This is a genomic window from Blautia massiliensis (ex Durand et al. 2017), from assembly GCF_001487165.1.
Lineage (GTDB): Bacteria > Bacillota > Clostridia > Lachnospirales > Lachnospiraceae > Blautia_A > Blautia_A fusiformis.
In genome coordinates this window covers 1935565-1948531 of sequence record NZ_LN913006.1, presented here as the reverse complement: position 1 = coordinate 1948531, position 12967 = coordinate 1935565, and the positions used below count along the sequence as shown (strand labels likewise).

The 12967-nt window shown below is 44.8% G+C and carries 11 protein-coding genes; 10 read left to right on the top strand and 1 reads right to left on the bottom strand.

Going from position 1 to position 12967, the window contains the following annotated elements; all coding sequences use genetic code 11:
- Window positions 1-114 precede the first annotated feature (114 nt).
- The 5 genes from BN3261_RS09870 (at window position 115) to xylB (ending at window position 5881) form a co-directional block, all read left to right on the top strand.
- Window positions 115-1089: a bile acid:sodium symporter family protein gene (locus BN3261_RS09870; protein ID WP_059086156.1), complete on the top strand. Its 975-nt coding sequence runs from the start codon at window positions 115-117 to the stop codon at window positions 1087-1089.
- Window positions 1073-1924: an AraC family transcriptional regulator gene (locus BN3261_RS09865; RefSeq protein WP_059086155.1), complete on the top strand. Its 852-nt coding sequence runs from the start codon at window positions 1073-1075 to the stop codon at window positions 1922-1924. The genes BN3261_RS09870 and BN3261_RS09865 overlap by 17 nt, the downstream gene beginning before the upstream one ends.
- Before the next feature lie 112 nt (window positions 1925-2036).
- Window positions 2037-2654 (top strand): DUF4867 family protein, encoded by a 618-nt coding sequence (locus tag BN3261_RS09860; RefSeq protein ID WP_021651856.1) that lies wholly within the window; start codon window positions 2037-2039, stop codon window positions 2652-2654.
- An 83-nt stretch (window positions 2655-2737) separates the two neighbouring features.
- Window positions 2738-4222, top strand: a complete 1485-nt coding sequence (locus BN3261_RS09855) for an L-fucose/L-arabinose isomerase family protein (protein WP_015527462.1) — start codon at window positions 2738-2740, stop codon at window positions 4220-4222.
- A 198-nt stretch (window positions 4223-4420) separates the two neighbouring features.
- On the top strand, window positions 4421-5881 hold the full coding sequence (xylB, locus tag BN3261_RS09850) for a xylulokinase (RefSeq protein WP_059086154.1): 1461 nt from the start codon (window positions 4421-4423) through the stop codon (window positions 5879-5881).
- 74 nt (window positions 5882-5955) lie between these two features.
- Here the strand turns inward: xylB and BN3261_RS09845 are convergent, their stop codons facing one another.
- Entirely contained in the window at window positions 5956-6846 is an 891-nt protein-coding gene (locus BN3261_RS09845) for an AraC family transcriptional regulator (protein WP_059086153.1), read from the bottom strand.
- Between the two features lie 336 nt (window positions 6847-7182).
- Here BN3261_RS09845 and BN3261_RS09835 point away from each other — a divergent pair, with 336 nt between their 5' ends.
- The 5 genes from BN3261_RS09835 to BN3261_RS09815 all read left to right on the top strand — a co-directional run bounded on the left by BN3261_RS09835 (window position 7183) and on the right by BN3261_RS09815 (window position 12942).
- On the top strand, window positions 7183-8427 hold the full coding sequence (locus BN3261_RS09835; protein WP_022426941.1) for a galactokinase: 1245 nt from the start codon (window positions 7183-7185) through the stop codon (window positions 8425-8427).
- 282 nt (window positions 8428-8709) lie between these two features.
- On the top strand, window positions 8710-9174 hold the full coding sequence (locus BN3261_RS09830; RefSeq protein WP_022426942.1) for a DUF1700 domain-containing protein: 465 nt from the start codon (window positions 8710-8712) through the stop codon (window positions 9172-9174).
- Window positions 9175-9845: 671 nt separating this feature from the next.
- Window positions 9846-10712: a carbohydrate ABC transporter permease gene (locus BN3261_RS09825; protein ID WP_022426943.1), complete on the top strand. Its 867-nt coding sequence runs from the start codon at window positions 9846-9848 to the stop codon at window positions 10710-10712.
- Window positions 10712-11530, top strand: a complete 819-nt coding sequence (locus tag BN3261_RS09820) for a carbohydrate ABC transporter permease (protein WP_021651865.1) — start codon at window positions 10712-10714, stop codon at window positions 11528-11530. The genes BN3261_RS09825 and BN3261_RS09820 overlap by 1 nt, the downstream gene beginning before the upstream one ends.
- An 89-nt stretch (window positions 11531-11619) precedes the next feature.
- The gene (locus BN3261_RS09815; RefSeq protein WP_015527452.1) at window positions 11620-12942 is read left to right on the top strand and encodes an ABC transporter substrate-binding protein; all 1323 of its coding nucleotides are present in this window, start codon (window positions 11620-11622) and stop codon (window positions 12940-12942) included.
- Window positions 12943-12967 lie beyond the last annotated feature (25 nt).

Here is a 12967-nt window from a genome sequence, read left to right as displayed (position 1 = left end):
ATGGATACTATCATATCATATTTGTCCGGAATCGGCTATAAAACAGGGGATTTTTTTCTTGCACCGCTGTTTTTTTGTGATAAACTGTAAAAAAAGATAAACAAGAGGTGTGATATGCTGGAAAAATTTAACAGCTTTATGGAGAAATGGATGGCTTTTGTGACGCCGGCCTGTCTGCTTACGGGGGTACTGTTTCCGGATATTGCAAAGCATGGCGTGCCCTATGTGACGTATGCTTTTGCATTTATGACCTTTATCGGTGCGCTGAAATCCAGGTTCCGTGATGTGGCAGATGTGTTTAAGCGGCCGCTTCCGCTAATCCTGATGCTGCTGATCCTTCATGTGCTGGGACCGGTGGCCGCCTGCGGTCTGGGACATCTTCTGTTCCCGGGCAATATGAATTATATCACAGGAATGGTGCTGGAATTTTCCGTACCTGCAGCGGTGATCAGTCTGATGTGGGTGTCCATTTATAATGGAAACAGTCCGCTGTCACTTTCGCTGGTTGTGATCGATACAATCCTGGCTCCCTTTCTGATCCCGGCAGTATTGAAGCTCCTGGTGGGCTCCAGCGTAAAAATGGATACTGTGGGAATGATGAAGGAGCTGGTTTTCATGATCGCTCTGCCGGCAGTCCTTGCCATGTGCCTTAATGAAGTCAGCCATGGAAAGGTTATGGAGACCTGGCCGAAAAAGCTGGCACCTTTTTCAAAAATGTGCCTGATCTTTGTGGTAACCTCCAATTCCTCCAAGGTTTCTCCTTATATGAAGCATCTTAACGGAGAACGGCTGGAGGTAGCAGCAGCGATCCTGGTCCTGGCAGCAGGGGGATATGCCATCGGCTGGATCATTGCCATTCTTACAAGACAGAACAAAGAGGCAACGGTTTCCATGATCTATGGTTCCGGAATGCGGAACATCAGCGCCGGTGCGGTGATCGCGGGAGCGTATTTTCCGGCGGAAACATTATTTCCGGTTATGATCGGAACGTTATTTCAGCAGATCCTGGCGGCTTTTTATGGAAGTATGATGCGCCGGGTCCAGACCGGACAGCAGGAAAGGGAGAAGGAGCATGGAGTTTCAGCATGAATTGATCATTCCCAATGAAGGATTTCCTTTTAAGCTTTTTCTTTTTGAAGGAAGAAACGGAAATTATGTACGGGAAAAACACTGGCATACTTCGATCGAGATCTTTGCGGTGATGGAGGGGAGCCTTTATTTTTATATCGATGAGAACGAGTATCCTCTGAAGGCAGGGGAGTTTCTGATCATTAATTCCAATGAAGTACATTCTATTCAGGCGCCAGTACGTAATGAGACCATCGTACTGCAGATCCCGCTGAAGCAGTTTTCGGATTATTTTACCGCTCAGAGGTTCATCCGTTTTCGGAGCAGAAACGAAGAGTCTGAGGAAACAGACAGGCGGATGGTTTCTCTGATCCGGGAGATGTACCGGGTGTACGTATCCGGGGAAACGGGGTACGAATTCCGTATCAGGGCAGTGTTCTATGAAGTCCTTTATCTTATGGTTTCCGCATACAGGGAAACAGAGGTGGAGGAGAATGCGCTGAAGATCAGCCGCAGATTGGATGCTTTGTCAAAAATAACCACTTATATGCGGGAGCATTACAAGGAGGATCTCAGGCTTTCCGGACTTGCAGCCATGTTCGGATATTCCGATGCATATCTGTCAAGAATGTTCCGGAAATATGCGAAGGTCAATTTTAAGACATATTTACAGGATATCCGCATGGCATACGCCTATAAGGAGCTTTTGCATACAGATCATACCATCAGCTCTATCGCACTTGACAACGGGTTTGCAAGCAGCAGGGCTTTTTCCAGGGAATTTGTAAAGCGTTACGGGATCCTGCCGGGAAGAGTGGAGCGTCAGAATCATAAAAATGTCAAAAAAGTGCTATGAATGAGTCAAGAAAAGCGGCGAAAAGCATACCATGATGTGGTATGCTTTTTTCAGTTCAAAACGAAGATACAGAGAAGCTGTGAAACAGTAATTTTGTAAGGAGGGTTAAATCGTGAAAATTCAGAAAGTAACAGATCCGGCTTTCCGCAGATACGGAAAGGTTCTGGAGGGATACAATTTCGGTCCGCTTCTGAAGGAGATGAAGCATACACCGGTTCCGGAGGATGTGGTATATGTTCCGTCAGCAGAGGAGCTGGAAGCTCTCGATGTGGAAAAAGAGCTGAAAAACAGAGCGTTTGGTGGATTACCTGTCCAGATCGGATATTGTAATGGTCACAATAAAAAGCTGAATGCCCTGGAATATCATCGGAATTCCGAGATCAATGTAGCAGTGACAGATCTTGTACTGCTTATCGGACATCAGCAGGATATAGAAGAGGATCTTACATACGATACCTCAAAGGTGGAGGCATTTCTGGTACCGGCAGGAACTGGGATCGAGGTTTATGCCACAACGCTCCACTATGCACCGTGTCATGTGAATGAGAGTGGATTTCAGTGTGTAGTTGTTCTTCCGAGAGGAACCAACACAGAGATTGATTTTCCGATGTCAGGGGACGGAGAGGACGGTCTGATGACAGCCAGAAATAAATGGCTTATCGCTCATGAGGATGCGAAGATCGAAGGCGCATTCAACGGATTGAAGGGTGAAAATATCACACTTGACTGATTTTGGGTGAAGTGAATAGTTACAAACGAACAATAATATCACCGGTGGAAAATCTGCCGGATATAAAAAGGAGAATGAAGATTATGAACAACATGCCAGAAGTTAAGATCGGAATCGTTGCAGTCAGCAGAGATTGTTTTCCGGAAAGCCTTTCCGTAAACAGGAGAAAAGCTCTTGTAGACGCTTACACAAAGAAATACGATGCAAAGGATATCTACGAATGTCCGGTCTGTATCGTAGAGAGTGAGATCCATATGGTCCAGGCTCTGGAGGATATCAAAAAAGCAGGCTGTAACGCACTCTGTGTATATCTTGGAAACTTCGGACCGGAGATTTCTGAGACCCTTCTTGCAAAGCATTTCGAGGGACCGAAGATGTTTATCGCAGCAGCTGAGGAAACACAGGATAATCTCTGCCAGGGACGTGGAGATGCTTACTGCGGTATGCTGAATGCAAGCTACAACCTGCAGCTTCGTAATGTAAAAGCCTATATTCCGGAGTATCCGGTAGGTGATGCAGAGGACTGCGCGGATATGATCCATGAATTCCTTCCTATCGCAAGAGCGATCGAGGGATTGAGCAACCTGAAGATCATCAGCTTCGGACCGCGTCCTACAAACTTCCTTGCCTGCAATGCACCGATCAAACAGCTTTACAACCTTGGCGTTGAGATCGAGGAGAACTCAGAGCTGGATCTTTTCGAGGCATTCAACAAGCATGAAGGTGATGAAAGGATCCCGGCGATCGTAAAAGAGATGGAAGAAGAGCTTGGTGCGGGAAACAAGAAACCTGAGATCCTTCCGAAGCTTGCACAGTACGAGCTGACTCTGAAGGACTGGGTAAGAGATCACAAAGGATATCGTAAATATGTAACACTGACAGGAAAATGCTGGCCTGCATTCCAGACACAGTTTGGATTTGTTCCATGTTATGTAAACAGTCGTCTGACAGCACAGGGCATTCCAGTATCCTGTGAGGTTGATATCTATGGTACATTAAGTGAATTTATCGGACAGGTAGTAAGTGATGATATCGTTACACTTCTTGATATCAATAACTCCGTTCCGAAGGATATGTACAAAGAATCTATCGAAGGAAAATTCAACTATACGCTTCAGGATACCTTTATGGGATTCCATTGTGGAAACACAGCATCCAGCAAGCTGTCCTTCTGTGAGATGAAATATCAGATGATCATGGCAAGATCCCTTCCAATCGAGGTTACAAACGGAACTCTTGAGGGAGATATCAAGCCTGGAGATATCACCTTCTATCGTCTGCAGAGTACAGCGGACAACAAGCTTCGTGCATATATCGCACACGGCGAGGTTCTTCCGGTTGCAACACGTTCCTTCGGTGCTATCGGTGTATTTGCAATTCCGGAGATGGGACGTTTCTACCGTCACGTGCTGATCGAGGGAGGATTCCCGCATCACGGTGCTGTAGCATTCGGACATCACGGAAAAGCTCTCTTCGAGGTGTTCAAATACATTGGTGTACCGGTTGAAGAGATCGGTTACAATCAGCCGGCAGGCGTGAGATATCCGACAGAGAATCCTTGGAGATAATTAAAACAGGCAGGTAAGATCATCCGTACGTGCTGCCTGATACAAGCAAGTCCCCACTCGCTGCTTATTGCTTTTCGTAACCCCGCAGGGGACTTTCTTGATTTGGTTAAATACGATTCAGAAACCGCGGGCTCTCAGGCGTGCAGGCGCTGCGAACTGAGAGCTGCGGTTTCTGTATTTACAGGAGGAAAAATTACTATGTATTATATTGGCGTTGATCTTGGAACTTCCGCTGTAAAGCTTCTTCTTATGGAAGGATCCGGAAAGATCTGCAACATCGTATCAAAAGAATATCCGTTGTTCTTCCCCCATCCGGGCTGGTCTGAGCAGAATCCGGAGGACTGGTTCGCCCAGAGCATGGAAGGGATCAAAGAGCTCACAGAAGGAATTGACCGCAAAGAAGTAGCAGGAATCGGTTTTGGCGGCCAGATGCACGGTCTTGTAACTCTGGATAAAGATGACAATGTGATCCGTCCGGCGATTCTCTGGAATGACGGCCGTACCGGTGAGGAGACGGAATATCTTAATACGGTTATCGGAAAGGAAAAACTTTCTCAGTATACCGCAAACATTGCATTTGCAGGCTTCACTGCACCAAAGATCCTCTGGATGCAGAAGCATGAGCCTGAGAATTTTAAAAAAGTGGTAAAGATCATGCTTCCGAAGGATTATCTTGCCTATCGTTTGAGCGGATCCTTCTGCACAGATGTATCCGATGCTTCCGGTATGCTTCTTCTGGATGTGAAGAACCGCTGCTGGTCAAAGGAAATGCTTGAGATTTGCCATATCACAGAGGAACAGCTTCCGAAGCTGTACGAGAGCTGGCAGGTAGTCGGAAACCTGAAAGCGGAAGTTGCAAAAGAGCTTGGCTTCTCAGAGGATGTGAAGGTTGTAGCAGGTGCAGGCGACAATGCTGCGGCAGCTGTGGGAACAGGAACGGTTGGCGATGGCCAGTGCAATATTTCCCTTGGAACATCCGGTACGATCTTTATTTCCAGCAAAGATTTCGGAGTAGATGAAAACAATGCACTGCATTCCTTTGACCATGCAGATGGAAGCTATCATCTGATGGGATGCATGTTAAGCGCTGCTTCCTGCAACAAATGGTGGTCAGAGGAGATCCTTAAGACAAAGGATTTTGTGGCAGAGCAGGCACCGATCCAAAAGCTTGGCGAGAATCAGGTATTCTTCCTTCCATATCTGATGGGAGAGAGATCTCCGCATAACAACCCGGATGCAAGAGGTGTATTTTTCGGAATGTCCATGGATACCACGAGAGCAGATATGACACAGGCAGTTCTGGAGGGAGTTGCTTTTGGACTTCGAGATTCCCTTGAGGTTGCAAGAAGCCTTGGGATTCATATTGAGCGCACCAAGATCTGCGGCGGCGGAGCTAAGAGCCCTCTCTGGAAAAAGATCATTGCAAATGTGATGAATCTGAAGGTGGATGTGCCGGAGAATGAGGAAGGCCCGTCTATGGGCGGTGCAATGCTGGCAGCAGTAGGCTGCGGTGAATACCCGGATGTGGAAACGATCTGTAATAAGCTGGTCAGGGTAGTAGATACGGTAGAACCGGAACCGGAGCTGGTTGCAAAATATGAAGAAAAATACCGGAAATTCCGCAAACTGTATCCGGCAATGAAAGAGTTGTTCAGATAACAGCCATTTTCACGGATAAATATTGTTATGCTTCATAGGTATGGAGCACTGAACGGTTAAAGATCAGGAGCATGTCACAGCTCCTGATTTTTTCTGTACTGTCTTGGTGTACAGCCCTTGATTTTCGTAAAGACCTTTGTGTAATAATTAGAGTCCGAAAAACCGGACAGCAGTCCTGATTCTGTGATAGAACAGGAGGGATTTTCCAGATATTCCAGGCTGCGTTCAATGCGGTATTCCTGGATGTATCCGAAGAGAGTGATATTCATGCATTTTTTGAAAAGCCGGCTGCATTCGCTGGGACTTAAGTGGATCAGGTCTGCAACATCATTCAGGAGGATCTTTTCAGAGTAGTGTTCTGCGATATAGGACATGATCTGACGGATGCGGCGGTAGTTTTCTTCATCCTGACCGGATGGAAGAGTTGTCCGGGAGATCGTATTTTCATACAAGATCTTCCAGAAGTGCTGCAGTCTGGCGATGATCTCAAATTCATACATGGGTTCCCGGATACTGTCCAGGTCGATGATGTCACGGATATCTTTTATGGCCTCGGAATGCCATTTACAGGATAGATCAAGCGGTACGGCGGACAGGGAAAAGCTTCGGAGGATCGGTTCTGTATATTTTTGAAAAAGAAGGCTTCCCGAAAATCCGTAGATCAGTTTGGGGTCAAAGGTTATGGGGATATACTGACAGTCCTGATCCTGATACATATATCCGGCATGAAGGGCATTGGCATTGCCAAAGATTGCCTGTCCCTCTTTCAGGTGAAAGGTATTCTGATTGATCTTGTAGAGCATTTCGCCTTTTTTTATATAGGTAAGCTCTATCTCCGGATGCCAGTGCCACAGAAAGGAACCGGTCTCATAGCCGGAAAGCCGCTCGTAGCTTACCAGGAATGGGAAGGAGCTGTCTCCGTGTTTTTTCAGTTCTTTTCCGGCGGGATCTGTGATGATCTGCAAGGTGTTACCTCCTTCCTTCTGTGCGCGGATTCTGAAGTGTATATCTGCTTTTCATAGTGGAATTTATTTTATCAGAAAAGCCAGAAAATGCAAAGGGATATTCCGGGATCACCACAAAATAATACGGTTTTTACACAAAATTGTTATGGACAGAAAAGACGGAACTGTTATAATAAAAGTACATGAAGCGTTACTATTCACTGGTAATATTCCGCGCATTGCGAAGCGTGTTGCTGAGAACGGAGTGAACAGTAACCATGAAGCGTGACAGAGCGGAAGATTTTTTCAGGTTCTTCCGGATCTGGGGTGTAAACTATATAACAGGAGGAAGAAAAAATGGGAACAATTAAAATTCCGGCAGCAGAAGTGCTGAAAAAAATCTATGGAGAGACAGAGGAGAGTAGCGCCCGTTATACCAATCTTGCTGTGAATTTCGAGAAGAAATATCATCATGACAAGGCAGAGTTTTTTACTGCTCCGGGCCGTACGGAGATCATTGGCAACCATGTTGATCATAACGGCGGTCAGATCATTGCGGCAAGTATCGATCTGGATACCATCGGTGCTGCTTATCCAAACGGAACCAATGTGATCCATATGATCAGTGAGGGTTACAAACAGGAAGTAGTTGTTGATCTTGACAAGCTCAGCACAGAAACCTATACAAAAGGTACAGATGCTCTTGTTGCAGGTATTATGGAGTATATGCAGAAAAAAGGCTATGCTACCGGTGGATTTGACGCTTATGTTTCCACCAAGGTTATTGCCGCTGCAGGTGTAAGCTCTTCTGCTTCCTTTGAGATGCTTGTATGTGCGATCACCAATTATTTCTTTAATGAAGGTAAGCTGGAGTATGGCGAGTATGCGAGAGCAGGTCAGTATGCTGAGAATGTTTACTGGAAAAAGGCTTCCGGTCTGATGGACCAGATGGCTTGTGCTGCCGGCGGCCCGATCCTTCTGGATTTCTCTGATAAAGAGAATATCAGCTGTGAGAAGATCGCATTTTCCTTTGAGGATATGGGCTGCAGACTTGTGATCGTAAATACCGGTAAGGGCCATGCAGATCTCAGTGAGGAATATTCTTCTATTCCTATGGAGATGCGTGAGGCTGCGAAGGCTATGGGCGTAGAGCTTCTCTGTGAGTCCAGTATGGAGAATCTTCTGGCACATGTGAAGGATATTCCGAATGACCGTGCTGTTCTTCGTGCGATGCATTTTTATGAAGAGAACAGACGTGTTGCAGATGCTGTGAAGGCTGTTGAGAATAAAGACGGTGAGGGATTCCTGCACCTTCTTGAAGAGTCCGGTAATTCTTCCTGGGAGTGGTTGCAGAACTGTTATTCTCTGCAGAATTGCAAGGAGCAGAAGATTACGTTGAGTCTGGCGCTTACCAAGCTGTTTCTGAATAAGATCGGTGCTGGTATCTGCAGAGTTCATGGTGGTGGTTTTGCAGGAGTTATCATGTGCGTGCTTCCAATCGAGAACGCAGATGCGTATGTGGACTATATGGCTCAGTATGTTGGAAGGGAAAATGTCTATCCGATGAATATCAGGAGTACAGGGGCTGTTCATGTTGAGTGATTTTTGACGGCATAACGAACGTCATGGAGGGCGATTCGTTTCCGAATGCGGCTTTGGCGGCATCCGGAAATGAACCGCCCTTTGCGCTGTGCTATGATTTTTTATTTTTTAATCAAAATTTTATGATTTGTTTCTGATTTAAATTTATGGGTTATGGTATAATGAGAAAAATTTTAAGAGAGTAATAAAAAGAATTTGCAGAAGTTTTCAAGGTGAGGTTTCTGGAGTTGTTTTGAGTTTTGTTTTTTTCATTATATTTCATAAGAAAGGTTTGACATATTTATGAGCAGAAGAGAGTTTCTTGAGGTTTTACGGGGGCAGCTGTCCGGACAGATGACCCAGGGGAGAGCTGCGGCTCATGTGCGGTATTATGAGGATTACATTCAGTCTCAGGTCCGGAACGGTCGAAGTGAATCAGATGTTCTGGCAGAACTGGGGGATCCTAGGCTGATCGCCAAGACTTTGATCGATACAGATGACAGTGCAGCTGTTTATGATGAGTCTGGTTATTCTGAAGAGAGCTACGGTGCAGATGATTATGCGGATAATGGGACGGAGAGCAGTGCCGGAAAGGCAAGAAGCTTTAAACTGGATCTGAGCACATGGTATGGAAAGGCAATCGTGATCGCTATTGCAGCGTTAATTGTGATACTTTTAACAACTGTTTTGGTGGCAGTTGCTCCATTTTTGATAATTTTTGGTATAGTTTTGTATTTAATATCCTGGTACAGGAAGAAAAAAGTATAAGTGTTCCACAATAGCTGTGAATTAAAGACAATTTCCGTGTAATGAAATGGATTGCTTGTGAAAAAAGTATTTATAAGATTTGCATAAAAAATATGTGTTTGGTCTTGATTTATAGTGGATTTTACTGTATAATCTGGGTTAACAAGTTGAGATTGTGTCTGTTTTGTATAAAAACAGATGATGCCATTGAGAAGAGAGAACGGCAGAAGATATACATCGAAGGATGTGTTATTTTCTGCCGATTTTTTTATCTGTTTTTTAGAAAAGGTGATCAGAATGGATTGCCTTATTGAAGTATGATAAATTGTATAAAATAGATAAAAAAACAATTATTATCAAATAATAATTGCTTAAAATAAATAAAGAAATATTGGAAAATAGAGAAATAACTGTTGATTATATACAAGAAATGTGTTATCATTTGGTAAAAAGTTGGTAAAGATAACAAACGCGCAAATACAAAGGAGGGTAGTGAGAGGGCATTTTTGACAGCAGAACGTAAATGAGAGTTTTGCTTAATGTATTGGGGTAATTGCTGGAAGATATAACGGAAATGTTTTTCAGCAGAATGTGTAATGAGCAACATGATCAGCACTGTCAGGGGGACAGAGATATCGTGATGATGCAGCTGATCGGTAGTACGTAAATTTATGAAAAGCAGGTGATATACAATGAAAAGTAAAAAATCTTTTTTCAGGACAGTGGAGCCTTATCTCTATCTGGTTCCTGTAATGATCCTTTTTATACTGTTTGTATTCTGGCCGTTCGTTAAGACGATCCAGCTGAGCTTTGCCAGAACCACACCTCTTGGTCAGGTGGCACAGTATGTAGGACTTGACAACTATACGAATATTTTTACAGATGGAACGTTCCTTAACAGTTTGGTGACAACACTGAAATTTTCTGTTATGCGAGTTATCCTTTCTATTGTGCTCGGTTTTATACTGGCGATCATCAGTACAGAGAAGATCAGGGCAAAGGGATTTTTCCGTACTGTATATGCACTTCCGATGGCTATTTCCGCAGCAGCGGCATCTGTAGTGTTCATGTTTATTTTCCACAGCTCTCTGGGTATCCTGAACAGGGCGCTCGGAACTCATATCGGATGGCTGACAGATAAGAAATATGCACTGATCGCAGTTACGATCGTTAGTGTATGGATGGCGATCGGTATGAATTTCATTTACCTTACTGCAGCGATCCAGAGTGTACCGGCTGAGCTTTATGAGAGCGTTGCCCTGGATGGAGCGAATTTCTTCCAGAAGCACCGTCATGTAACGATTCCGTCAATCTCTCCGACACTGTTCTTCCTTCTCATCATCAATGTCATCAACTCCGTACAGGCATACGCAGAGTTCAAGATGATGACCCAGGGCGGACCGGCAGAGAGTACCAACGTTATCGTGTATGAGATTTACCAGGAGGCATTTATCAACAGCCGTTTCGGTGTGGCCTGTTCAGAATCCGTAATTCTGTTTGTTATTTTGATCATCCTGACTGCACTGCAGTTTAGACTGGAAAAGAAGGTGACCTACTGATGAAAGAAAAACCATATGTAAAAGTGGCGATGTATGCGCTGAATATTATTTTTGCAATTATTATTATTGTTCCTGTTATCTACTGTTTCAATGTTAGTATGATGGATCTGAAGGAGATCTACGGCGGAAAGTTCTGGCCGTCCCATCTGACTATCGAGAACTACACAAGAGCATTTCAGCTTGCACCGTTCTTTACCTTCATTAAGAACTCACTGATCGTATCCGGTGTTATCACATTTGCTCAGGTCGTTACAGGTGCTCTTGCAGCATATGCTTTTGCAATGATGGAGTTCAAAGGCAAAAAGGTCCTGTTCTATATTATGCTGGCAACCATGATGATCCCGAGCCAGGCGATCATCATCGCAAACTACCTGACTATTGCTGACTGGGGTATCCGTAATACATACGCAGCGCTGATCCTTCCTAATGCAGCAGCAGCTTTTGCGGTATTCAACATGCGTCAGGCATTCCTGACACTGCCGAAGGAGATCCATGAGGCGGCAGAGATTGACGGATGTACAAATTTCAAGTTCTTATATACCATCGGTGTTCCGCTTATCAAACCATCACTGGGTGCTCTGATCATCTATGTATTCCTTCAGAGCTGGAACTACTATCTGTGGCCACTGCTTGTAACAGACAGTGTAAATATGAGAACGGTTCAGATCGGTCTTGGTATGCTTCAGGGGGCTGAGGCAACAGACTTCCGACCGGTTATGGCTGGCGCTATGGTTATCCTGATTCCGTCGATCCTTGTATTTATCATTGGTCAGAAGCAGATGATCAGTGGTCTGACAGCAGGTGCTGTTAAGGGTTGATCCAATCACATAAGAGCAAGTAGCAAAAATGTTAATTTGTCCGACCTGTATTGGGGCGGGTCGGACCATTATAAAAGGAGGGTTTCTATATGAACAACAAAAAATGGATGGCGATTCTTTTAGGAGGAATCATGGCTGCATCTCTGGCAGCTCCGTGCTCAGTAAGTGCAGCTGAGAAAACAACACTTACATTCTGGCATGCAATGGGCGGCACAAACGGTGAGGTGCTTCAGCAGATCGTGGATGATTTCAACGCATCCCAGGATGAGATTGAGATTAAAGCTGAGTATCAGGGAACCTATGATGATACCATCACAAAACTGAAAGCTGCTATGCAGAGTGACTCCGGTCTTCCGGATGTCTGCCAGATGTATGACGTAGGAACAAAGTTCATGTATGACAGTGGTGCTGTCATTCCTGTAGAAGACAAATTTGAGAGCACAGGCTATGATAAGAGCTCTGTTATGGAGGTTATCAGCAGCTACTATACCGTAGACGGCAAGCAGTATGCAATGCCATTTAACGTATCCACACCTATGCTGTATTACAACAAAGACGTATTTGAGGCAGCAGGACTTGATCCTGAAACTCCGCCAACAACTTATGATGAGGTTCTTGAGGATGCCAAGAAGATCGTAGAGAGCGGAGCAGCTCCGGTTGGTTATTCACAGGCTATTTACGGATGGTTCTTTGAGCAGCAGCTTGCAGGACTTGGTGTAACATACGGAAACAATGACAATGGACGTAAAGAGGCAGTTACAGCTGTTGATTTTGATTCCAACGGCGGCGGCCTGAAAGTATTTGATATGTGGAAAAAGCTGTATGATTCCGGATATTTCGAAGATTACGGAACAACAACAGCAGATACTCAGACAGCATTCTTCTCCGGACAGGTTGGTATGATCATCGAGTCTACTGCTATCCTGAAAAATGCAGTTGATTCTTCTCCGTTCGAAGTTGGTACAGGATATCTTCCGAGAATCGAGCAGAATGATGAAGGCGGTGTTATCATCGGTGGTGGATCCCTGTGGCTTACAGATACAGGCAACGAAGCTAACGAAGATGCAGCATGGAAATTCATCGAGTACATCACAACTCCTGATGTACAGGCTAAATGGTCCATGGGTACAGGATACTTTGCGATCAACGAGAAAGCTTATGAGACAGAGGATATGAAGGCTTACCTCAAAGAAAACCCGAACTTCGAGACAGCTATCAACCAGCTGAAGGATTCTCCTGTAAACTGCAATACAGCAGGTGTTCTCTCAGGTGTACAGACAGAAGCCCGTCTTACATTCAACGAGATCATGCCGCAGGTATATGATGGCAAGCTTACAACTCAGGACGCTGTTGATCAGCTTGCAGCTTCTGTAAACAAAGCGATCGAGAACTATAACGAGTCTATTAAATAATCAGAATGCCCTCTGATCAGTAGAT